This window comes from Saccharopolyspora soli, assembly GCF_022678645.1.
Classification (GTDB): Bacteria; Actinomycetota; Actinomycetes; order Mycobacteriales; family Pseudonocardiaceae; genus Saccharopolyspora; species Saccharopolyspora soli.
Genome location: NZ_JALBWV010000001.1, coordinates 33,730 through 55,193, shown reverse-complemented (window position 1 = coordinate 55,193; position 21,464 = coordinate 33,730). Strand labels below are relative to the sequence as shown.

21 protein-coding genes are annotated in these 21,464 nt (G+C 68.3%); 15 read left to right on the top strand and 6 right to left on the bottom strand.

Features of this window, described 5'->3' with window-relative positions:
- The first annotated feature begins 7 nt into the window (after positions 1 to 7).
- A complete protein-coding gene (locus MOQ72_RS00230) occupies positions 8 to 1,393 on the top strand; it encodes a glycoside hydrolase family 5 protein (RefSeq protein WP_242179653.1) in 1,386 nt (461 codons plus the stop codon).
- The gene (locus MOQ72_RS00225) at positions 1,390 to 2,481 is read left to right on the top strand and encodes a mandelate racemase/muconate lactonizing enzyme family protein (RefSeq protein WP_242179651.1); all 1,092 of its coding nucleotides are present in this window, start codon (positions 1,390 to 1,392) and stop codon (positions 2,479 to 2,481) included. Before MOQ72_RS00230 ends, MOQ72_RS00225 begins: the two co-directional genes overlap by 4 nt.
- Positions 2,482 to 2,499: 18 nt before the next feature.
- Here MOQ72_RS00225 and MOQ72_RS00220 read toward each other — a convergent pair whose 3' ends face one another.
- On the bottom strand, positions 2,500 to 3,315 hold the full coding sequence (locus MOQ72_RS00220; RefSeq protein ID WP_242179649.1) for an IclR family transcriptional regulator: 816 nt from the start codon (positions 3,313 to 3,315) through the stop codon (positions 2,500 to 2,502).
- 526 nt (positions 3,316 to 3,841) lie between these two features.
- On the opposite strand from MOQ72_RS00220, the gene MOQ72_RS00215 reads away from it, so the two are divergent.
- The 7 genes from MOQ72_RS00215 (at position 3,842) to MOQ72_RS00185 (ending at position 10,339) form a co-directional block, all read left to right on the top strand.
- Positions 3,842 to 4,351, top strand: coding sequence for a MaoC/PaaZ C-terminal domain-containing protein (locus tag MOQ72_RS00215; RefSeq protein ID WP_242179646.1), 510 nt, complete (start codon positions 3,842 to 3,844; stop codon positions 4,349 to 4,351).
- Complete coding sequence (locus tag MOQ72_RS00210) at positions 4,348 to 5,109, top strand: SDR family NAD(P)-dependent oxidoreductase (protein WP_242179645.1); 762 nt, start codon at positions 4,348 to 4,350, stop codon at positions 5,107 to 5,109. Before MOQ72_RS00215 ends, MOQ72_RS00210 begins: the two co-directional genes overlap by 4 nt.
- Positions 5,106 to 5,420, top strand: a complete 315-nt coding sequence (locus tag MOQ72_RS00205) for a hypothetical protein (RefSeq protein ID WP_242179643.1) — start codon at positions 5,106 to 5,108, stop codon at positions 5,418 to 5,420. The genes MOQ72_RS00210 and MOQ72_RS00205 overlap by 4 nt, the downstream gene beginning before the upstream one ends.
- On the top strand, positions 5,413 to 6,669 hold the full coding sequence (locus tag MOQ72_RS00200) for a CaiB/BaiF CoA transferase family protein (protein WP_242179640.1): 1,257 nt from the start codon (positions 5,413 to 5,415) through the stop codon (positions 6,667 to 6,669). The genes MOQ72_RS00205 and MOQ72_RS00200 overlap by 8 nt, the downstream gene beginning before the upstream one ends.
- Positions 6,670 to 6,691: 22 nt before the next feature.
- Complete coding sequence (locus MOQ72_RS00195) at positions 6,692 to 7,867, top strand: DUF993 family protein (protein ID WP_242179631.1); 1,176 nt, start codon at positions 6,692 to 6,694, stop codon at positions 7,865 to 7,867.
- Between the two features lie 146 nt (positions 7,868 to 8,013).
- Complete coding sequence (locus tag MOQ72_RS00190; RefSeq protein ID WP_242179629.1) at positions 8,014 to 9,318, top strand: MFS transporter; 1,305 nt, start codon at positions 8,014 to 8,016, stop codon at positions 9,316 to 9,318.
- A 124-nt stretch (positions 9,319 to 9,442) separates the two neighbouring features.
- A complete protein-coding gene (locus MOQ72_RS00185; protein ID WP_242179627.1) occupies positions 9,443 to 10,339 on the top strand; it encodes an aminoglycoside phosphotransferase family protein in 897 nt (298 codons plus the stop codon).
- Between the two features lie 108 nt (positions 10,340 to 10,447).
- Here the strand turns inward: MOQ72_RS00185 and MOQ72_RS00180 are convergent, their stop codons facing one another.
- Together MOQ72_RS00180 and MOQ72_RS00175 are read right to left on the bottom strand one after the other, a co-directional pair.
- On the bottom strand, positions 10,448 to 12,034 hold the full coding sequence (locus MOQ72_RS00180) for an amidase (RefSeq protein WP_242179626.1): 1,587 nt from the start codon (positions 12,032 to 12,034) through the stop codon (positions 10,448 to 10,450).
- A complete protein-coding gene (locus MOQ72_RS00175) occupies positions 12,031 to 12,309 on the bottom strand; it encodes a hypothetical protein (protein WP_242179623.1) in 279 nt (92 codons plus the stop codon). The genes MOQ72_RS00180 and MOQ72_RS00175 overlap by 4 nt, the downstream gene beginning before the upstream one ends.
- A 124-nt stretch (positions 12,310 to 12,433) precedes the next feature.
- Between MOQ72_RS00175 and MOQ72_RS00170 the strand changes: the two genes are divergently transcribed.
- The gene (locus MOQ72_RS00170; RefSeq protein WP_242179621.1) at positions 12,434 to 13,369 is read left to right on the top strand and encodes an alpha/beta hydrolase; all 936 of its coding nucleotides are present in this window, start codon (positions 12,434 to 12,436) and stop codon (positions 13,367 to 13,369) included.
- Positions 13,370 to 13,397: 28 nt separating this feature from the next.
- Here the strand turns inward: MOQ72_RS00170 and MOQ72_RS00165 are convergent, their stop codons facing one another.
- Positions 13,398 to 14,249 carry an SAM-dependent methyltransferase gene (locus MOQ72_RS00165; protein WP_242179613.1) on the bottom strand — a complete coding sequence of 284 codons (852 nt, stop codon included), beginning with the start codon at positions 14,247 to 14,249 and terminating at the stop codon, positions 13,398 to 13,400.
- A gap of 132 nt (positions 14,250 to 14,381) precedes the next feature.
- A complete protein-coding gene (locus MOQ72_RS00160; protein ID WP_242179611.1) occupies positions 14,382 to 14,672 on the bottom strand; it encodes a tetratricopeptide repeat protein in 291 nt (96 codons plus the stop codon).
- Between the two features lie 111 nt (positions 14,673 to 14,783).
- On the opposite strand from MOQ72_RS00160, the gene MOQ72_RS00155 reads away from it, so the two are divergent.
- From MOQ72_RS00155 to MOQ72_RS00140, 4 genes are all read left to right on the top strand, one after another.
- Positions 14,784 to 15,413, top strand: coding sequence for a TetR/AcrR family transcriptional regulator (locus MOQ72_RS00155; protein WP_242179609.1), 630 nt, complete (start codon positions 14,784 to 14,786; stop codon positions 15,411 to 15,413).
- Positions 15,410 to 16,783 (top strand): phenylacetate--CoA ligase family protein, encoded by a 1,374-nt coding sequence (locus tag MOQ72_RS00150; protein WP_242179607.1) that lies wholly within the window; start codon positions 15,410 to 15,412, stop codon positions 16,781 to 16,783. Before MOQ72_RS00155 ends, MOQ72_RS00150 begins: the two co-directional genes overlap by 4 nt.
- Positions 16,784 to 16,868: 85 nt before the next feature.
- Positions 16,869 to 17,762 (top strand): alpha/beta fold hydrolase, encoded by an 894-nt coding sequence (locus tag MOQ72_RS00145; RefSeq protein ID WP_242179599.1) that lies wholly within the window; start codon positions 16,869 to 16,871, stop codon positions 17,760 to 17,762.
- A gap of 90 nt (positions 17,763 to 17,852) precedes the next feature.
- Complete coding sequence (locus MOQ72_RS00140) at positions 17,853 to 18,359, top strand: Pr6Pr family membrane protein (protein WP_242179597.1); 507 nt, start codon at positions 17,853 to 17,855, stop codon at positions 18,357 to 18,359.
- Between the two features lie 48 nt (positions 18,360 to 18,407).
- Here the strand turns inward: MOQ72_RS00140 and MOQ72_RS00135 are convergent, their stop codons facing one another.
- Positions 18,408 to 18,902 carry a hypothetical protein gene (locus tag MOQ72_RS00135; protein WP_242179596.1) on the bottom strand — a complete coding sequence of 165 codons (495 nt, stop codon included), beginning with the start codon at positions 18,900 to 18,902 and terminating at the stop codon, positions 18,408 to 18,410.
- 187 nt (positions 18,903 to 19,089) lie between these two features.
- Here MOQ72_RS00135 and MOQ72_RS45065 point away from each other — a divergent pair, with 187 nt between their 5' ends.
- Positions 19,090 to 21,219, top strand: a complete 2,130-nt coding sequence (locus MOQ72_RS45065) for a tetratricopeptide repeat protein (protein WP_242179594.1) — start codon at positions 19,090 to 19,092, stop codon at positions 21,217 to 21,219.
- Positions 21,220 to 21,464 lie beyond the last annotated feature (245 nt).

Sequence of the window (21,464 nt, the reverse complement as noted above, 5' to 3'; positions counted from 1 at the left end):
GAAGATCATGCACGACAAGTCAGCGATGGTCCGCGTCGAGGGCGACCACCTCGCCACCGCAGCCGGTGATCCGGTGCGGCTGCGCGGGGTGGGGCTCGGCGGGTGGATGAACATGGAGAACTTCATCACCGGCTATCCGGCCACCGAGGAGTTGCAGCGCAAGGCCCTTCGGCGGGTCCTCGGCGAGGAGGTCTACCACGCGTTCTTCGACCGCTTCCTCGACGTGTTCTTCGCCGACGAGGACGCGCGGTTCCTCGCGGAGATCGGCATGAACTGCGTCCGGGTGCCGTTCCACTACCGGCATTTCGAGGACGACGACCGGCCGATGGAACTCAAGGAGGAGGGTTTCCGGCTGCTGGACAAGGCGGTCGAGACCTGCGCCCGCAACGGCCTGTACACGGTGCTCGACCTGCACGCGGCACCCGGCTTCCACAACCAGCGCTGGCACAGCGACAATCCCACCCACCGGTCGTTCTTCTGGCAGCACCGCCACTTCCAAGACCGCGTGGTGCACTTGTGGGAGGCGTTGGCCGACCGGTACCGGGACAACCCGTGGGTGGCCGGGTACAACCCGCTCAACGAGCCCGCCGATTCCGACGGCGCGACGATCGGTCCGTTCTACCAGCGCCTGCACAACGCCATCCGCGCGGTTGACCCGGACCACGTCATATACCTCGACGGCAACCGGCACGCCACCGAGTTCGACCTGTTCCGGGAGCCGTGGCCCAACACGGTCTACACGGTGCACGACTACGCACTGGCCGGTTTCGCGGACAGCGGTGACTATCCGGGGATTTCCCGAGGCCAGTACGTCGACCGGGCGTACCTGGAATCCCGGTTCCTGCAGCGCTCCGAGTACATGCGCCGCACCGGAACGCCGATCTGGGTCGGCGAGTTCGGCCCGATGTACAGCGGTGTCCCGGACCGCGACGACGCCCGCTACCGGGTGCTCGCCGACCAGCTCGACATCTACGACGAGCACGGTGCGGGCTGGAGCCTGTGGACCTACAAGGACATCGGGTTGCAGGGCATCGCGCACGTCGCGGCGGATTCCGCCTACCTGCGGCGGATCGCGCCCGTGCTGGACAAGAAGACCCGGCTCGGCGTCGACGTCTGGGGCGGGTTGGACACCGGCGTACGGCACATCCTCGACCCGATCGAGCGCACTTTCGCCAAGGAGTTCCCGGACTTCGATCCGCTGCCGTTCGGGCAGCAGCAGTGGATCCACGTGCTGGTGCGGCACATCCTGCTCGCCGAGCCGATGGTCGACGACTTCGCCCGCTGCTTCGAAGGGATCGACGAGGATCAGGCCCGCGCGCTGGCCGACTGCTTCCGGTTCGACCGCTGCGCGCAGCGGTCCTGCCTGGTGGACGTGCTGAAGGAGCACCTGTGAAGATCAACAGCATCGAGACCCTGGTCCGCGGACAACTGGCGATCGTCCGGATCCGCACCGACGACGGAGTCGAAGGCATCGGGCAGACCGCACCGTACGAAGCCGGGACCAGCGCCCACGTGCTGCATTCCATGGTGGCGCCGCTCTTCCTGGGCAAGGACCCCTGGGACGTGGAGGCGCTGGTCGACGAGTGCCTGCGGGTGCACTACAAGTTCCCCAGCAGCTTCCTGCACCGAGCACTGTCCGGTGTGGACACCGCTTTGTGGGACATCCTCGGCAAGGTGACCGGTCGGCCGGTGTCCAAGCTGCTCGGCGGGCACGCGAGAACCTCGGTGCCGGTTTACGCCTCCAGCATGCGGCGCGACATCACGCCGGAAGCCGAGGGCGAGCGCCTGCAACAGGCCATCGCGGAGCAGGGGTTCCGCGCGGTGAAGATCCGCGTGGGCGACGCGATGGGCCGGGACGTCGATGCGGCTCCCGGTCGGACCGAGCGGATCATCAAGCACACCAGGCAAGTCCTCGGCGACGGGGTGGACCTGTCAGCCGACGCCAACGGCGGTTTCTCGGTGGGCCGCGCGATCCGGGTCGGCAGGCTGCTGGAGGACCACGGCTACTTCCACTTCGAGGAGCCGTGTCCGTTCCCGGAGATCGAGCTCACCGCCGAGGTGGCGGCGGCGCTGGACATTCCGGTCTCCGGCGGGGAACAGGACATCTCGCTGCCGCAGTTCCACCGGATGATCAGCGGCCGCGCGGTCGACATCGTGCAACCAGACGTGGGTTACATCGGCGGTGTGTCGCGGGCGCGCAAGGTCGCAGTCCTGGCCGAGGCGGCGGGCATCCCGTGCACCCCGCACTGCGCGAACGACTCACTGCTCCAGGTGTTCACGCTGCACCTCGCCGCGGCCATGCCAGCGTGCACGCAGTACCAGGAGTGGAGCATCGAGAAAACGCCCTGGACGCAGGGCGTCTACGAACCGATGCTGCGCGTGGTCGACGGTGCCCTGGAAGTCCCCACCGCACCGGGGTGGGGTGTCGAATTGGACCCGGCGTTCGTTCGCGAGTCGCAGCGCACGACGTCGACGCTCTGAGCGTAGGGGCGCGCGCCCCTACGCGCTCACTTCGGCGTGGTTCCGCGACCGGGCCTCGTTCGAGAGGCTCACGGCCAGACCCGACAGCTCCGCGACCGTCTCTTGTAGACGAGGCGCCAGCTGTTCCATGCGGGCATCGGTCAGTTGCAGGCTCGGCCCAGCGATGCTCACCACGCCCATGGCCTCCGCGCTGTCGGGATCGATGAGCGGCGCGGCCATCGCCGAGATCCCCTCCTCGACGCTGTCGTGGACGCGCGCCCAGCCCGCCGCGCGCGTCTCGTCCAGCCGTGCCTGAACCTCCACCAACGTCTTTGGTGCGTTGTGGCCGATGGGGTGGCGGTCGTCGCGTTCCTGCCGCGCCACCAGCCGGAGCGCCTGCTCGTCGGTGAGTTGGGAGAGCCAGGCCAGACCGCTCGCCGACGACGCGAGCGGGATCTCCGAGCCGTGATCGGGATCGGGCTCGTACCGCAGGCCAGCCCGAGCACCCTGCGCCTTGGCGACCCACAGCAGCTGCTCCCCGTCGACGAGGCCCAGCCGCACGAGCTGTCCCGACTCGTTCGCGAGCCTGACGAGGACCGGGACGGCGAGTTCGAAAATGGTGCTGCTGGCGAGGTGCCGGAGTCCGAGGCTGACGATGCGCAGTGTCAAGCAGTAGTTCCCAGACGGTTGCAGCTGCTGCACGAAGCCTTCGTGGATGAGGCTCACGAGGATCCGGTGGGCCGCGCTCTTCGGCAGGTCGACGGACTCGGCGATGCGCGTCAGCGGCACGCCTTCGGTCGCGCCGATCAGGCACTGCAGTACGGCCAAACCCCGCGACAAAGCTCCTGTTGCCATGCCTCCCGCTCTCCGTCGTGCCAGCGCCCGGCCAGCCTACGGATCGACCGCATGACTGTGAGCACCCGCGTCCCGGACGTACGTTGACACGATATCAGAACAGTGTTCCACTCTTGAAGGTCGTTCCAGAGAAACCTGGGCGACGACGGACGTGGCGCGGCGAGGAGGAAGGAACCGGGATGCCCGCAGCACGTGTCTCGGTGGTCTCGGCGCGCAGTCGGCACCGCCCCAGATCTTCCGCGTGGACGCGGAAACCCCGAGTTCTTCGCCGGATCACGGCGTCGGCCCCGCCCCCGTGATCCGCCCCGAGCCCTCATCGCATCCCCATGAATGACAACGAGGTCGTCATGTCCACACGACACCAGAGGCGGGCGCCCCGCACACTGCGCCATTTCACGCGGGCACCGGCTCCGGCCATGCACGCCTCGAAGTGCGCCCGCTCCCCTGCCCGCCGAAGCTGATGGACCGGCAACGGCTGGCCAGCGCCGTTGCGGCGCGGCCGACGACCAGCGAGAAAGGAAGCCACATGGCACATGAGATTCCCCGGCAGGGACTGCTCTACGAGGACCTGTCCGTCGGACTCTCGTTCCGGAGTCCGGGGCGGACCATCACCGACGCGGACGTGATCGGGTTCGCCGGGCTCACCGGAGATTTCTCCGAGGTGCACACCAGCGACGTCTACGCCGAGGCGAGCCAGTTCGGTCGGCGGATAGCGCACGGAATGCTGGGACTCGCCTACGCGCACGGCCTGATGTGGCCGCGCACCGAGCTGCTTCGCCGGACGGCGGTGGCGTTCCTCGGCATCAAGGACTGGCGGTTCGTCGCGCCGATCTTCCTCGGCGACACGATCTTCGTGAACTACTCCGTCGCCGAGATGCGCGACAGCAGGTCGAACCCCGATCAGGCCATCGTCACCTTCGACGTCGAGGTGGTGGACCAGGACGGCCGCGTGTGCCAGCGGGGCCAGAAGGTCGAACTGCTCTCCAAGGTGCCGCTCGGCGGGGTCGACGCGAGCGAGCAGGCGGCCGACCGATGACCCGATTCATCGGCAAGCGCGCGCTGGTGACCGGTGTTGGTCGCGGTATCGGACGCGCCATCGTCGAGCGGCTCGCTGCGGAGCGCGCGGACGTCGTCGTCGCGGACATCGACGCGACGCAGGCCGAAGCTGTGGCAGCGGCGGCGCGCGACAGCGGCGGCACCGCCGAGTCGCTCCCGCTCGACATCGCCGATGCCGCGATGGTCGAGCGCGCCGCGCAACGACTCGGGCAGCTGGACATCGTCGTCGCGAACGCGGGGATCCAGACCTTCGCCCCGGTGACCGAGCTGAGCACGGCCGACTGGGACCGCGTGCTGGACGTCAACGCGCGAGGCGCGCTGCTCACGCTGCAACTCGCGGCGCGATGCCTCGGTCCAGGGGGATCGATCGTCACGATCGCGTCGATCCAGGGGCTCCTGCCGAACGCGCTCTCGGCGAACTACGCAGCGTCGAAAGCGGCCGTGCTCAGCCTGACGAAGTCGTTCGCCGCCGAGTTGGCACCGCGCCGGATTCGGGTGAACGCCGTAGCGCCGGGCCGGATCGACACCGAGCTGTCCGACTACGCCAGCGCCGAAGTCGGGAAGCTCACCGGGCAGAACGCCGCGGCGACGATCGAGCGCCGGATCGCGACCAACCCGCTCGGCCGGACTGGGCGACCCGACGAGATCGCCGCGGTCGTGGCATTCCTCGCCTCGGCGGACGCGTCGTACATCACCGGCGAGTGCATCAACGTCTGCGGTGGGGATGTGATGCTGTGACAGCCAGTGCGCCGCGCGGCAGCCGGAACGGACACCGCGCCGAGGAAACCGAGATACCGCTCGATCCCGCGCCGTCCGGGCGGGCCCGACGGCGCTCCCTCCAACTCCCGCCCGAGGCAGCCGCCGCGCTCGTCCCGAGCGGAGCCACAGGCGGCGGCTCATTGCTCCAGGTGCCCGAAACACTGCTCACCGCACTCGAAAACCGTTGGACGCGGACCAAATCGCCGGACGGGTCGACGGTCGTGCGCGTGATGGACCTGGGCGACCGCAACGCGATCTCGTGGCAGAAAGGCCGAGGTAGAAATGACTGACGCGTTCGAGGGCATCCGCATCCTCGACTTCACGCAACTGGAACAGGGGCCGTCGGCCACCCAGGTGCTCGCCGACTTCGGCGCCGAAGTCATCAAGGTGGAACGCATCGACGTCGGCGAGATCGGGCGGTTCCAGCCGCCGTTCCTCGCGAACGGGTTCAGCCCGCACTGGTCGGCGACCAACCGCAACAAGAAGAGCATCAGCGTCGACGTCAAGTCCGACCAGGGCCGAGAACTCATCTACGAGCTGGCCAAGGACGCCGACATCGTCGCCAGCAACTTCCGGCCCGGTGTCATGGACCGGCTGGGGCTCGGCTGGGACCAGCTCTCGGCGATCAACCCGCGGATCATCGTGGCCTACGCCTCCGGGTACGGGCTTTCCGGTCCGTACGTGCACCGCCGCGGCCAAGACCTCGCGGCGCAGGCGATCAGCGGTCTGATGGCCCTGACCGGCAGCGCGGAGACCGGCCCGGTGCCCACCGGCACATTCATGATCGACTACCTCGCCTCCATGCAGTTCGCCCAGGGCATGATGATCGCCCTCGCCGCGCGGGAGCGGACCGGCCGAGGACAGGTCGTCGACTCGAACCTGATGAACGCGGCGATCACCAGCCACCTCCAGGAAGGCACCACCTACCTCAACACCGGACAGCGGTACCCGCGCCCGACCGCGGGCATCGCCCACCCACTCAACACCGCGCTGTACGGCTACTACGAGACCGCCGACGGGCTGTGGTTCGCGCTAATCGGCGAGTACTACGTGGACGACCACTGGAAGCGCGCGGCGCGCGCCTGCGGGCTCGACCAGCAGCACGTGGACGACCCGCGCTTCCAGACGCTCGACGGATTGCGGGAGCACGCCGAGGAAACGCACCGCTTGCTCGCCGACGCCATCCGGAAGTTCCCGCGCGCGGAGATCATGGCGCGCTTCGAAGCCGAAGACGTCCTCGTCGCGCCCGTGCACGACTACGACGCGGTCTTCGACGATCCGCAGGTGCGGCACAACGGCCTCGTGATCGAAGCGGAGGTCGCCGGTGTCGGTCCGGTCAAGTGGGTCGGCATGCCGGTGGCGTTGTCCGACACCCCAGCACGCCTACGACTGGTGCCGCCCAAGGTGGGCGAGCACAACGAGGACGTCCTGGCCTCCGCCGGAGTCAGCCCCGAGCGGATCGCCGAGCTGAAGGCCAGCCGCGCCATCGGTTCGGAACTGGACGCCGAACGCGCGGGCGACCGACCCGCGTGGTCCTGACCCATCCCCGAGGAGATCAACCGTGACAGCCCGCACCGCGATCGACCTCCTACTGCCCACCGTGGACGGTGGTACCGCCCGCCACGTGATGCACGAGCCCGTCGACTACCCCCGCCACCCGGCGCCCTTCACGTCGCGCACCGTGCTGGCCGCAGCGCACGTGGTCGCCGATGTCCGCGGCGACTACACGCCCGGCGTCGCGCCGCCGGTGGACTGGGAGGCGACGATCGCGTTCCGGCGGCACCTGTTCAGCTACGGCATCGGGATCGCCGAAGGAATGGACACTTCGGAACGCGGGCCCGGCGGTCTGGATTGGCCGCAGGCCCAGGAACTCATCAGGCTCGGCGTGGCCGCCGCCCGCGAGGCAGGAGCCGCCGTCGTCGCGGGGGCCGGGACCGAGCAGCTCACCTCCCCGCGTCCCGAGCTCGCGGAAATCGTGGACGCCTACATCGAGCAGCTCGAATTCGTCCAAGCGCAGGGAAGTGCGGCGGTGCTCCGAGCGAGCCACGCACTCGTCTCGGCCGCCCGGTCCGAGGACGACTACCTGTCGGTCTACCGGGAAGTGCTCGCGAAGGCGGACCGACCGGCCATCGTGCACTGGCTGGGCCCGGTCTTCGACCCGACGCTCACCGGCTACTGGGGACACTCGGACCCGGTCGAGGCGATGGACGTCGTCGTGCGGATGGCGCGGGAGAACGCCGAACACCTCGACGGCATCAAGTTCAGCCTGCTCGACGACGAGTTGGAAAAGGAGTTCCGCCGTCGACTGCCGAGCTCGGTCAAGGTGTTCACCGGTGACGACTACGGCTACACGGACCTGCTGCTCGGCGACGGCGTGCACCACAGCCACGGCCTGCTCGGCGTGCTCGACCCGATCGCGCCCATCGCCGCCGCGGGCTTCGCCGCACTCGACGCCGGTGACGAGCAGGGGTTCGCGGCCGCGATGAACCGATCGATCCCGATGGCGGTCAAGATGTTCGAGGCACCGGCTGACCGCTACAAGGTGGGCTGCGTGTTCGTCGCGTGGCTCTCCGGCCACCAGGACCACTTCCGGATGGTCACCGGACGCGAAGGCATGCGGTCGCTGCAACACCTCAGCGACCTGTTCGTGCGCACCGACGAACTCGGCCTGTTCCCCGATCCCGACCTCGCCGCACACCGCATGCGCCTGCTCCTGACGGCTGGAGGAATCGATTGAACGCCAACAGGTTCGCGACCGAGTGAGCGATCACGCGGAACCAGCACCGGACACTGTGGACGGACCCGGCCCACCAGCCAGCACCGACGACATTGGAGCGGAAACATGACAACGGCAACGAAGCCGCAGCCGGACGGAGGAGTCGCATGAGCCTCCGCGACATCGAGTCGGCACCCGCCCGGACCGCCAGCGGGGTGCGGCGGGTAGCCCTCGCCGGGGGGATCGGCACGCTCATCGAGTACTACGACTACGCCCTCTACGGATACGTGTCGACGATCATCGCGCCGTTGTTCTTCCCCGGACAGGACCCGGTGGCGTCGCTGCTGTCCGTGCTCGCCGTGTTCGCCCTCTCCTACATCATCCGACCGGTCGGCGGGATCGTCTTCGGCTGGATCGGCGACCAGTTCGGGCGGCGACGGGCCCTGCTCATCACCGTCGTCGGCATCGGCCTGGCCAACACGGCGGTTGGCTTGCTGCCGACGTACGCGGTGGCCGGGGTGCTGGCGCCGCTGCTGCTCGTCGTCGTCCGCATCGCGCAGGGCTTCTTCGCGGGCGGCGAGGTCGGTGGTGCCGCGACCGTCATCGCGGAGGCGGCGCCTGGCGATCGGAAGGCGCGCTACGGCGCCTTCGTGCCGATGGGAACGAACGCTGGCTTCGCGGTGGCGTCGGCCGCTGTCGGTGTCATGTCCGGTCTGCTGGCGACGCAGCAACTGGAGAGCTGGGGATGGCGCATCCCGTTCCTCATCGGGTTGCCGCTCACCGTCATCTGCTACCTGGCCCGCCGCATGATCCCGGACACCAATCCGCACCTCGGGCAATCCGGCAAGCACGGCTTCCCGCTGGTGTCCGCGCTGCGGTCCTACCCGGCTGCCCTGCTGAAGGCCACCGCACTGGGCATCGGCGTCCAAGGCGCGGCGTACATCGGCTCGACGTTCATCGGCATCTACCTGGTGACCGACCTCAACTACCCCAGGTCGTGGGTGTACTGGCTGACCGCGGCGGTCACCATCATCGCAGTGCTGCTGATGCCGCTCACCGGTGCGCTGGCGGATCGCATCGGCTCGCTCAACGTCGCGCTCATCGGGCTCGCCGGATACGCACTCATCACCTATCCGGGCCTGGTGCTGATGGACTTCGGCAATTTCGCGCTCGCCGCCATCGGCTACCTCGCGATCGTGGTCAACATGTCCTTCCTGCAGGTCGCCTCCTTCACGGTCACGCCGCAACTCTTCGACGACGAGGTCCGCTACACCGGCACCGCGCTGGCGACCAACGTCTCCGTGGTCATCGCCGGGGGAACCGCCCCCTACGTCGGGACGTGGCTGGTGCGCGAAACGCACGACCTCCGGTCGCCCTACTACTTCGTCGCAACGACATGCCTCATCGGGCTGATCGCGGTCGCGACCATGTGGAAGCGACGCACGCCCGTGTCCCGGACGGCGCAGCGGTGACGTCCCCGGTTTTCCGCGCAGGTGAGCCATTCCCGGCCACGGCACGGAAAACCGGATGCGGTCGCACGCCCCGATCGTCCAAACTGGGAGCCGTAGCAGGGGACGGTCGGCGAAGGGAGGTGCGATGGGTGATGGTGCCGCGGTCATCGATGCGGATCTAGCTCGTCGGCTGGTGGACAGCCAGTTCCCGCAGTGGGCGGAACTTCCCGTCACCGCCGTAGAGGTCCCCGGCCACGACAACCGGACGTTCCGCTTGGGCGACGAACTGTCCATTCGGCTGCCCAGCGGCGACTGGTACGCCTTGGCGGTGGAAAAGGAGCAGCGCTGGCTTCCCGCGCTGGCTCCCCAACTCCCACTGCCCATTCCGGCTCCGGTCGCCAAGGGCGTGCCCGAACATGGCTACCCGTACTCATGGTCGGTGTACCGCTGGCTCGACGGCCGCGCCGCGACTGGAGCGCGCATCCGCGACCTGGCGGCGTTCGCGACCAGGCTCGCGGAATTCCTGGTGGCGCTGGGGAGGATCGACCCCACCGATGGCCCGGAGCCCGGCCCGCACAACTTCTTCCGGGGCGGCCCGCTTTCCACCTATGCGGACGAAACACTGCGTTCGGTCGCCGAGTTGGGCAGCGAGATCCCTCGCGACGCTGTCCTCGCGGTTTGGGAGGACGCCGTCTCGACTGCTCGGCAGGGCGAGCCCGTCTGGTTCCACGGCGATGTCGCCGTGGGAAACCTGCTCGTGCGGAACGGAATGCTGGCCGCAGTGATCGACTTCGGCGGAACCGGGATCGGCGATCCGGCCTGCGACGTCGTCATCGCGTGGACGCTGCTGTCCGGGCGAAGCCGGGATGCCTTCCGCCGTGCTCTCGCCATCGACCCGGCCACCTGGGCGCGCGGTCGGGGCTGGGCGTTGTGGAAGGCGCTGATCACCCTCGTCGCGCACCTCGACCAGGACTCCCCGGAAGCCGAGGAGCCCCGACGCATCATCAAGCACATCCTCGCCGACTACGCCCAGGACGCTTGACCGACGGACCAGACCGGCTCCCCGGTTGATCCATCCACGGAGGACAAAACCCCGGCAGGTCCCGGATGAATCCGGGAGCGCCGGGGCACCCAGCAGTCGATTTTCCCGTCACTGCATGGTGTTCGCCACGTCCACCGCGCCGAGTCGCTGCTGCGCGGCGGGCGCCAGCTTGGTGCTGACCGCAGCGGGATCGGTCGGTCGACGCCGGTGCCAGTCCGTGACCGCCTGGTAGGCGGCCCCGACCGACAGCAACCGGTCCTCGGCGAACGGCGAGCCGCCCAGGACGGCGCCGATCGGCAGGCCATCCGAGGTGAATCCGATCGGCACCGCCAGTTCCGGCAGGCCGAGGATGTCGAACGGCACGGGGCCGGTCTGCACCACGACATCGCACCGCGCGAACAGATCCGTCAGCACCCGGTCGAGCAGCAGGAGCTTGGCGCGCTGGCCGATCAGGAACTCGTCGGCGCCCAGCAGGGCGCCCTGCAACCAGCCGAGCACCGACACCCCGAACTTGCGCAGGTCGTCGGTCAACTGCGGCAGGAACGGCTCGCTGCGTTCGGGCAACCGGATGTTGTTGAAGGCGTTGCCGGTCAGCAGGTCCCATTCATCCGGCAGCGAGACGTCGACGACGGTGGCGCCCGGAATGTTCCCGAGCGTGTCGAGGAACGCCGCTCTGGCCTGCGCGGTTGCCGGGTCCCCCGAGATGTAGCCGGGGATCACGCCGATCCGGGTCGGCCAGCGCAGCTGGACCTTGCCGCCGTTGGTGACCGGCGTTGCCGCGCTGATCAGGTCGGGAACCTGCGGCAGGCCCTGGGTGCGCGGGTCCTGCGGGTCGGGCCCGGCCATGGCGGACAGCATGATCGCGGCGTCGAGCGCGTCCCTGGCCAGCGGGCCGGGGTGATCGCGGGTGTAGCTCAGCGGAACGATGCCGTGCAGCGACACGCGGCCCATGGTCGGCTTGAGGCCGGTGAGGTTCTGCGCGTTCGACGGTGCGGTGATCGATCCGCCGGTCTGGGTTCCAGTGCCGGAAGTCGCCATGCGTCCGGCAACGGCGGTCGCGGTTCCCGTGGACGAGCCACCCGGATCGACTTCGGGCCGGTTCGGCGCCCACGCGTTGACCGTGGTGACCCGGCCGTCCGGGGTGGTCGCACGCGTCGTCGCCAGTGGCCCCATCTGCGTCTTGCCGAGCACGATCGCGCCAGCCGCCTTCAACCGCGCCACGGGCGTGGCGTCGTAGGGCGGTACGAAGTCCGCGAACAGGAACGAATTCGCCGTGGTGCGCGTCCCGGCGGTGAAGTAGTTGTCCTTGAGGGCCAACGGGATTCCGTGCAACGGGCCACGTGGACGCTGCTGCCCGGCCGCACGGGCCTCGGCCAACGCCTGGGCCTCGCGAACGAGGTTGAACGCCTGGTAAGTGCCGTCGTGGGCGTGAATCCTGCCGAGGTAGGCCTCCACCAGCTGTTCTGGCCGTAATCGTCCGCGCCTGATCAGGGTCGCGGCCTCGGCGATGGTCAGCTCCGTGGGATCGGCCAGCGCCTCCGCGCGCGGCTCGACGTCGGCGGGTTGGGCCGGAGAACTCGCGGCAGGCACAGCCTCGGCGATGGCGGGCAACGCCACGGCTCCGGTGACGCCGAGTGCGGCGGTGCGGACTAGAAAACCGCGCCGGTCCACCCGCCGGTCGAGCGGTTCGGTCATGATCGGGTCCAAGCGGTCGCGATGGACGGGTAGAGCTGCGGCGGCGCAACCTGCTGCGCCAGCGCGGAATCGCCACCGAATCGGTAGGCGGCCAGCGGCAGGACGGTGGTGCGCATGAAGGAACGCAGGCTTTCCAACGCGGTGTCCCGGCCAGGTGCACCGGTCTCGGGGTCGGCGGCAGTGCCCGGTGGGAGCTGGTCGAGATCGATGCCGAGCAGCGCCAAGCGCGCTCGGATGAGGGTGTCGAGTTCGTCGTCGGTAGGCGCGGGCGCCATCGGGAAAACCTCCTCCATTCGGGGAAAGCCAGCCTTCGTCGCAAAGATTTCGATCATGATCGCGAAATGTTGCGACGAGGTAAAGCCGTGCGCGCGCAACAACCTCTCGACCTAAGTTGGCGGTGTGTCGTTCCTGAGCTGGCCTCCTGCGGCGCGGTTGGCCGCGACCGCGTTCCAGTCGCTCGCTCACCTGGCCAAGACGGGCGGACAAGTCCGCTTCCCCGAGATTCCCGGCCGGACCCGTTCGGTGCGCATCCCGACCGGCCACGGGCCCGTCCCCGCCACGGTGTACCTGCCGCCGGACGGGACCGAGAGCCCACCGGCAGCGCACGTGAACTTCCACGGCGGCGGGTTCGTCATCCGCAATCCCGAGCAGGACGATCCGCTGTGCCGCTACCTCGCGGCGCGCGCGGGCGTGGCGGTGATCAACGTGGACTACCCCGTCGCGCCGCAGCATCCTTTCCCCATGCCACCCAAAGCTTGCTACGAGGTCGTCCGCTGGATCTGCGAGCACGGCACCGACCTCGGCGTGGACAGGTGCCGAGTCAGCGTCGGCGGTCAGAGCGCGGGCGGGGCGCTGGCCGCCGCTGTCGCGCGCCAGGCACGTGACCTCGGCGGGCCCGACATCTCCTTGCAGGTCCTGCATTATCCGCCGCTGGATCTCGCGACCTCGGGCAAGGACAAGCTACGCGCTCGTACCCGGTCGGAGCGCCCGTTCCTCAAGCCGTGGATGGCCGAGATCTTCGACAACGCCTACACACCGGAGAAGGCCCAGCGGACCGATCCGCTGGTCTCCCCCGCGCTCGGCGAGAACGACCGAGACCTGACCGGCGTCGCGCCAGCGCTGGTCATCACCGCCGAACTGGATCTGCTGCGCGACGAGGGGGTCCGCTACGCCGAGTCGTTGCGCCGCGACGGAGTCCTGCGGGAGCACCGCGACATCCGGGGAGCGGATCACGGGTACGACCTTCTCGGGGGCGCTGACGAGCTAGTGCGGGAGATGTACGACCTGATCGCGAGCCACGTCATCGCCGCCAGCGCCAAGTCGAGCGACCCCTGACGACACCGCGATGCAGGGAACTAAGGGATCAGGGCTTGCGCGCGAGGCCACCGAGGGAAGCGGTTTTGGCCGGTGAATCGACGACGGGTCCCTCCGGACGCCATTGCGGGCCGGGTACCACTCCGGGTTCGATGATCTCCAGGCCGGAGAAGAGCTCGTTGACCTGCTCCGGGTTGGAGAGCCGGTAGGGCGTCCCGCCGTTTTCGCCGATGCGCCGCTCGGCCTCGACCAGTGCGGGGTCGGCGTCGGTGCCGGTGTACAGCGCGAGGTAGCTCCCGGCGGCCAGCCCGGACATCAGGCGCCGCACTATCGAAACCGCCTCCGCGTGTTCATCGATGTGTCCCACGATCCCGAACAGGATCAGCGCTACCGGGCGGGAGAGGTCGAGGGTGCGCTCGGCGTTCTCCAGGATCGACTGCGGTTCGCGCACGTCCGCGTGCAGGTAGTCGGTCGCGCCCTCGCGGGCGCCGACCAGCAACGCACGGGCGTGGGTGAGCACCAGCGGGTCGTTGTCCACGTAGACGATGCGGCTCTCCGGCGCGTACTTCTGCGCGATCTCGTGGGTGTTCTCGGCGGTGGGCAGCCCAGTGCCGACGTCGAGGAACTGGCGGACACCCGCCTCGCACACCAGGAACCGCACTGCGCGGCTGAGCATCTCCCGGCTGGTGCGCGCGATGTCGACGATGCCGGGGTAGGCTTCGCGCGCGGTCTCGCCCGCCCGCCGGTCGGCCTCGTAGTTGTCCTTGCCGCCGAGCCAGAAGTCCCACATCCGCGCCGAGTGCGGCACGCTGCTGTCAATCAACGGGACGTCACGCTGTTCCTCCGCAGCGTCGGCACCGTCCGCCATCTCATCCACGCCCCTCGCCGTGTTGACCGCCACGCGATGCTAGCGCACCGCCGCGCTCAAACGGGCATCTGGTTCAGACCACGCCATCACGACCGCGCGGCACGGTCCGACGGCGAAACCGCGCCGAACTCCACAGTGGACGAACTGTGCGGTGCCGAAATGTGCTCACGTCGCGGCTCTGTGCAGGAGCACACCGGCGACCGGATTCGCCGCGAAGGGGCGCACGCAGGAACGCAGCGCGGCCAGGGCGGCGTCAGCAGGCCGCGAGGAAAGGTACGGGTAGTCGTCGAGGAATTGGTGCCACGTGTCGCAGGCGCGTTCGAGTTGGCCGTCCGCGAGCTGGAGTTCGGCCAGCCGGGCCAGGGTGATCGCGCGGGAGCGGCGTTCGCAGTTCGGCCGATGTCGAACCGACGTCCTGAGCGCGGCGATGGCCGCTGGCCGGTCTCCGGAGAGCACCCGAACGGCGCTTCCTGAAGACGACGCGAGGCGTCGATCACCCCTCGAGCAAACTTTCAGTCATTGGATTATTCTATTGACTGGAAGTTCGATCGAGGATGTGGGTGAGGCGTGCAGGAGTCCCGGCGGGAGCGCAAGAAGCTGCTGACCAAGCGCAGGATCGCCGACGCGGCGATCGCGCTTTTCCTCCAGCAGGGTTACGACCAGACGACGGTGGCGCAGATCGCCGCAGAGGCCGATGTCGACCCCAAGACGTTCTTCAACTACTTCGGCAGCAAGGACGAAGTGGTGTTCGACGACCAGCGGTACGACGACTTCCTGGCGGCTATCCGGGATCGCCGGTCGGACGAGGGTCCTGGACAGGCGCTGGCCCGACTCGTCGATGAGTACGACGCGCGTGTCGTGCCCACTCGGTCGTCGCACGGTCCCGCCGAACAGGCGGCCCTTTCCCGGTTGATCCTGACCACCCCCGCCCTGCAGGCCAGGCTGCAGTCCGTGCTGCACGAACTCCAGCGCAAGATCGCCGATGCGCTGGTGGCCGAATTTCCCGACCTGGACGAGGTGACCGCAGCCGCGATGACCGGATCTCTCCTCGGCGCGATGTATCAGGCCGCCCTGGTGAGCATCGAGCGCGGCCAATCCCGGCAGCAGGTATGGCAGTCGATTCAGCGGGCACGCGACGTCGCCTTGCACGGCCTGCTGTCCGTGCCGCAGGCCGCTCAGCGAAAGGAGCGATCATGACCGAGTCCGTGCGAGAGCTGGCACGCGACGCGCGGCGAGCCCAGCGGGAGGGCCCAGCCGGGATTGCGCGGCGACAGCGTACGAGGCTGGCCGAAGCCGTGGCGCATGCCCGTGCCAACTCACCGTTCTACCGCGACCTCTACCAGGACCTCCCCGACCGGGTCGATGATCCGACGCTGCTCCCGGTGACGGACAAGAAGATCCTGATGTCCCATTTCGACGACTGGCTCACCGACCGCGCCGTGACGCGGGAGAAGGTCGACGAATTCCTAGCCGATCCCGGCCTCGTCGGACATCGGTTCCAGGACCAGTACCTGGTCGCCACGACGTCGGGCACCACCGGTGTCCGCGGTGTGTTCCTCAGCGACGATCGGTACGCGACCGTGCACCTCGCCCTCGGATCACGCGCGAACAGCGGGATGGGGCACCGCGGCAACCTGCGGGTTCTGACGCACGCTGGGCGTACCGCCGTCGTCGCGGCGACTGGTGGCCACTTCTACTCCACCGCTTCGACGGCACGATTCCGCCTCGACCATCCGTGGCTCGGCCGGATATTGCAGGTCTTCTCGATCAACCAACCGCTGCCGGACCTCGTCGCCGAGCTCAACGACTACAACCCCGCCAGCATCGCCGGTTTCCTGAGCCTGCTCACGACGCTGGCAGGCGAGCAGGAGGCTGGCCGACTGCGCATTCGACCGGCGGTGGTTCTCCCCGGGGGTGAGACGGTCACCGACGAAGCCCGCCAGCGGATCGCCACCGCCTTCGACGCCGTGGTGCGACCCGCGTACATGGCCACCGAATGCGCGCTGCTCGCCTTCAGCTGCGCACACGGCTGGTACCACGTCAACGCCGACTGGGCTGTGGTCGAGCCGGTTGATGCCGACTACCGCCCGGTGCCGCCCGGCCAGCCGTCGCACACCGTGCTGATCAGCAACCTGGCCAACCGGGTCCAGCCGATCCTGCGGTACGACCTCGGCGACGGCATGCTCTTCCGCCCCGATCCGTGTCCGTGCGGCAGCCCGCTGCCCGCGATCCGGGTGCAGGGCCGGGCGGCCGACCTGGTCACCCTCCCCGCCGCGAACGGCGAAACCATCAGCCTGTCGCCGATGCTGTTCGGCACGCTGCTCGACCGGGTGCCCGGCGTCGAGCGGTACCAACTGGTCCAGACGGCACCGGACAAGCTCCGGGTCCGGCTGCAGCCGAAGACCAGCGCTGACAGCGATCAGGTCTGGCGGACCGTGCAGGAGGAACTGACTCGGCTGCTGGCCGAGCACCGGGTCGGTGGTGTCTCGTTCGAACGAGGCGACGAGGCGCCTGAACAAGCGAGCAGCGGCAAGGTCCGCCGGATCATTCCCCTGGCAAAGCCCTGACCACGAACTCAAGGTCGGTCCACTTGGGACGGAGGTACGGACCGCGCGCAACAGGTTGGCCGGGTGGTTGTGGCATGATCGGCCGATGGCTTTTTCTGCGTCTGGCCTGGTCGCGACTCCGGTGCTGGACATCGCGTACGAATCCGCGGGCGAAACCGATGCCACGCCGGTGATCCTCCTGCACGGATTCCCGTACGACGTAAGGGCGTTCGACGAAGTCGCCCCGATCCTCGCCACCGCTGGCGCGTTCGTCCTCGCGCCTTACCTGCGCGGCTTCGGCCCCACGCGGTTTCGCGACGATGCCACGATCCGCTCGGGGCAGCAGGCCGCGCTCGCCGAGGACCTACTCGACTTCATGGATGCGCTGGACATCGAAACCGCGGTCCTCGCGGGCTACGACTGGGGAGGCCGGGCGGCATGCATCGCGGCCGCACTGTGGCCTGGGCGGGTTCGCGGTCTGGTCACCGTCGACGGCTACAACATCCAGAACCTCGCCTACGCCGGTGAGCCCGTGGCACCGGAATGGGAGCGCACGTACTGGTACCAGTACTACTTCCACTCCGAGCGCGGGCGACGCGGACTGGACCGCAACCGCGACGAGCTGTGCGAACTGCTGTGGCGCACGTGGTCGCCGAAGTGGGCGGGTGCCACCGCGAACTTCCCGGCGAGCGCTCCGAGTCTGCACAACCCCGATTTCGTCGACGTCGTGATCCACTCCTACCGGCACCGCTACGGGCTCGTTGCTGGCGACCCCCGGTACCAGCAGCTGGAGGACCGCGTCGCACAGCAGCCGCCCATCACCGTTCCCACCGTGGTAATCGAATCCGGCGCGGACGGCGTGGGTGGTCCGAGCGCCGCCGAAGACCGCGATTGCTTCACCGGGCCGTACGATCACCGGTTCCTGCCGGGTGTGGGGCACAACGTCCCGCAGGAGGCTCCGGAAGATTTCGCGAACGCTGTCGCGAGCCTGCTGCGCTGAGAGTTCGGACAACCCTCGCGATCGTCGCAGCGGCGGGGGTCGCTTCGACGGGCGGAGCTCGCGGGTGTTCATCGAATGAACGTGGCGCGGATGTCTCGGTCTGCCGCGATCGCGATGGTGCTCGACCCGGTGCGGGCTGGCCGGGGGTGGCGGGTGCTGCAACTGGACGCGTTGCTGGGCATCACGATCACCGGCGTGGTGTTCGCGTTCGTGCTTGCCAAGCTCGTCCACCTCACCGGTGTCGCCTACCTGGTGACCGTCGGATTCCACTACATATCCCGGTGGATGATGCTGATCGGCTGGCTGCTGTTCGGTCCCCGCCCGCGCATCCGGTGGTCCACAGTGGCCTGGGCGTTCGGCTGGCCGGTGCTGTGGATCGCCTACACCTTCGTGCACGGAGCGCTCGTCGCCTGGTACCCGTACCCGTTCCTCAACCCGGACCGGCTCGGCTTCTCCACCGCGCTGACCAACACCCTGCTGGTGCTCGTCGCCGCTGGCGTGCTGATGCTGATCCGCAAGGCAGTCGACACATGGCTGCCCGTCCTGCCGCTACGCCGCAGCGCCCGCAGCGGCCGAGCCCCCGTCGAAAGGATCTAGCGCTGTGCGTGGTCCAGCCCGGCCACCAGGCATCCAGGTCCTCATCGGTCAGCACAAAATCGACAACCTTCCAGCGGCAAAGATCACCAAGCGCGGCTGGAGCATTACAAGCTTCGCCGCTTCTCCGGGGGCGCACCGGCTGCTCTCGCGGTGGTTGCCCACTTGTGGTTCCGGGGATCGCGGATTGCGATGAAGGCACTGCAACGCGTGGTCTTGGTGGGCGATCATGGTCGCCATGAAGTCGGAAGGGTACGGCCGTCTGGCGCTGTTTTTCCTGTTGATGATCGTGGCGGGGGCGATTGCATCGCAAAAGCCACCGGAGGCATGGTCCCCTTTCTGGCAGTTGTCGGTGGGAGCGCTGGTTGCCATCGCTGCGGGTGCGGCCGGTTCGTTCGTCAGCGAGGTGATCAACGCACGCCGCCGGATCGCCGAGGCGAAGCGGACACCGCGGGACGCGCTCGAAGCCAGCGGCGAACCGTCCGCGGTTGACCACCAGAGTCCGGCAGCGCTGTTGCGGCCGGAACGTGCCGTGGTCGCGTTCACCGGGCGTGCCGAGGAGCTGGCGTGGTTGCAAACGTGGTGCACAAACGAGGCCGCGTGCTCGGTGTCGTTGGTGACCGGGCCTGGCGGCGTGGGCAAGACGCGGCTGGCGCTGGCGCTGGCCGATGCGTTGCGGCGTCAGAAGTGGATCGTCCAGCCGCGGATCCGACCGGGCGGCGAGGTCAGCGCGGTGCAGGCGGCCGCCCTGGCGAAAGAGCGAGTGCTGCTGATCGTCGACTACGCCGAGACCCGCTCGGACCTGTCGGCGATGCTGACCGAAGTGGCCGCACAGGAAGCCGCAGGCCGCACGGGTGGGTTGCGGGTGTTGCTGCTGGCCCGGCACGTCGGTGAGTGGTGGACCGCGCTGGATACCACCTCGGATGCGACCAGGGCCTTGACCGCTCGAACCCTGACGCGGGAGTTGTCTCCGCCCCTGGATGCCCAGCACGACAACCTCCGCATCTTCCAGGAAGCACTGCCCTGCTACGCCAAGGCGAGAGGACGCCCCACACCCGAGGCAGAACTTCCGAACTCATCCGAACAACTGCCAGTGCTGGTGCTGCACGCCGCCGCGCTAGTGGCGGTTCTCGACGACGAACAAGGCACCCATGGCGGGCGGGCGGCCGCTGATCTGGGCGTGCTCGATCGACTTCTGGGCCACGAGAGCCGGCTCTGGGCCGATACCGCCCAACGGTCCGGCGTGGGCGTGTCCCTGCCCGTGCTGGAACAGGTGATCGCCGTGCTCGCACTCCTGCCGGACTCGAAGTCCGGCAACGAGTCCGCGCTCCGACACATCATCCGACGAGTTCCCGACCTGGCAGACGCCAACGAGGAGAAGATCGGAGCGCTAGCGCGGTGGTCGCGGCAACTTTACCCCGCAGCAAACGGCACCGCGGAGGTATTGCGGCCCGATCTGCTCGCTGAGCGGCACGCCGCCAACCAACTCGCGAAACACGAACTGCTTCGGCAGACGTGCTTCACCGGCTTGTCGCAACCGCAAGCGATTCGAGCGTTGACCGTACTAACCCGCGCCTGCGCCCACCACGACCAGGCGGAGGGCCTGCTCGACGAAATCGTGCGAGCAAACTTGCCGGAATTAGCCGACGCGATGATCATCGCCACCGCACAAACCGGCACAATACTCGGCGACCACCTCGCGAACGCATTGACCGACGCTCCCATCCAGGATGACACCCTCCGCCAGATCGCAGCGAAGATCCCCTACCCCACGGTCGCCCTGGCCCCTGCCGCGCTAGCTGTCACAAAGCGGATACACGACGCACTACCACCCGACACCGATCCCGCGGAAACCGCACACTGGAGCAACCACCTCGCCCTCGCCTTCGCCCAACTCGGCCGAAAAGCGGAAGCCTTGGATGCCAACGCCAAAGCTGTCGCGGCATTCAGGGCTTTGGCGGAAGCTCAACCTGAAACCCACCTCCCCAACCTCGCCGCATCGGCGCTGAACCAGTCCACCTACTTGTGGGGGTTGGGGCGGCTGGAGGAAGCGTTCGAGGTCAGCAGGGGAGCCGTCACGGCCTACGTGTATCTGGCCCGAACCCAGCCCGACATCTTCTTTCCCGACCTCGCCGAGGCGTTTGCCAACCAGTCCGTTTTCTTGTCCGGGTTGGGGCGACTGGAGGACGCGTTGGAGCAGGTCGCCAGAGCTGTTCGCATCTGGCGGACGCTGGCCGAAGCCCAACCCGACACCTACCTCCCCGGCCTTGCGCGGGCATTGACCAACCAGTCCGCACGCTTGTCCGAATTGGGCCGGCACGAGGAAGCGTTCGAGGCCGCCACCGAAGCCGTCACGACCTATCGAGCCCTGGCCGAAGCCCAACCCGACACCTACCTCCCCGAACTCGCCGCGTCGTTGGGCAACCAATCCGTTTACTCGGGATCGGGGCGGCTGGAGGAGGCGTTGGATGCCGCCACCGAAGCCGTCACGACCTACCGGACGCTGGCCGAAGCCCAACCCGACACCTACCTCCCCGGCCTTGCGCGGGCATTGACCAACCAATCCGGACGCTTGTCCGAATTGGGCCGGCACGAGGAAGCGTTGCAGGTTATCAGCGAGTCCGTTCGCATCTGGCGGGCTTTGGACGAAGCCCAGCCCGACACCTTCCTCCCCAACCTCGCTCGGGCATTGACCAACCAGTCCGCACGCTTGTCGGATCTGGGACTGCGGAAGAAAGCGCTTGAGATCATCGAAGAAGCAATCACGATCTGGCGCATTCTGGCTACTCAACGGCCTGCGGTTCATCAACACCAACTCGACCACGCAGTAGCCATTCGCACGCACCTGAACGGATCGAGCTAGGAGCTCCCCGGGGCCCGCACCCGCCGGAAGCCCGGCTTCATTCCGGGGTGCCACAGGCTCTCAGCCCCCGAGATCATTGGCCTGTGCTCGGAATCCCAGCGAAAGCCGCTCCTCGGGGCGGCTTTCGCCAATCCCGATCAGAACGCCAACTGCGGATGCGCCAAGGCTGTTCGGAATTCGGGTGCGACGCGTGTGCCCGTGGTGTTTCCGTTGAGGTCGGTGAGCGGGTAACTCCCGCAACCGGC

Bases quoted from the DNA above. Each gene is read 5' to 3' on its own strand.
- MOQ72_RS00230 (WP_242179653.1), top strand. From the start codon at position 8: ATGCACGACAAGTCAGCGATGGTCCGCGTCGAGGGCGACCACCTCGCC.
- MOQ72_RS00220 (WP_242179649.1), bottom strand. From the start codon at position 3,315: ATGGCAACAGGAGCTTTGTCGCGGGGTTTGGCCGTACTGCAGTGCCTG.
- MOQ72_RS00215 (WP_242179646.1), top strand. From the start codon at position 3,842: ATGGCACATGAGATTCCCCGGCAGGGACTGCTCTACGAGGACCTGTCC.
- MOQ72_RS00210 (WP_242179645.1), top strand. From the start codon at position 4,348: ATGACCCGATTCATCGGCAAGCGCGCGCTGGTGACCGGTGTTGGTCGC.
- MOQ72_RS00200 (WP_242179640.1), top strand. From the start codon at position 5,413: ATGACTGACGCGTTCGAGGGCATCCGCATCCTCGACTTCACGCAACTG.
- MOQ72_RS00190 (WP_242179629.1), top strand. From the start codon at position 8,014: ATGAGCCTCCGCGACATCGAGTCGGCACCCGCCCGGACCGCCAGCGGG.
- MOQ72_RS00185 (WP_242179627.1), top strand. From the start codon at position 9,443: ATGGGTGATGGTGCCGCGGTCATCGATGCGGATCTAGCTCGTCGGCTG.
- MOQ72_RS00180 (WP_242179626.1), bottom strand. From the start codon at position 12,034: ATGACCGAACCGCTCGACCGGCGGGTGGACCGGCGCGGTTTTCTAGTC.
- MOQ72_RS00175 (WP_242179623.1), bottom strand. From the start codon at position 12,309: ATGGCGCCCGCGCCTACCGACGACGAACTCGACACCCTCATCCGAGCG.
- MOQ72_RS00150 (WP_242179607.1), top strand. From the start codon at position 15,410: ATGACCGAGTCCGTGCGAGAGCTGGCACGCGACGCGCGGCGAGCCCAG.
- MOQ72_RS00145 (WP_242179599.1), top strand. From the start codon at position 16,869: ATGGCTTTTTCTGCGTCTGGCCTGGTCGCGACTCCGGTGCTGGACATC.
- MOQ72_RS00140 (WP_242179597.1), top strand. From the start codon at position 17,853: ATGTCTCGGTCTGCCGCGATCGCGATGGTGCTCGACCCGGTGCGGGCT.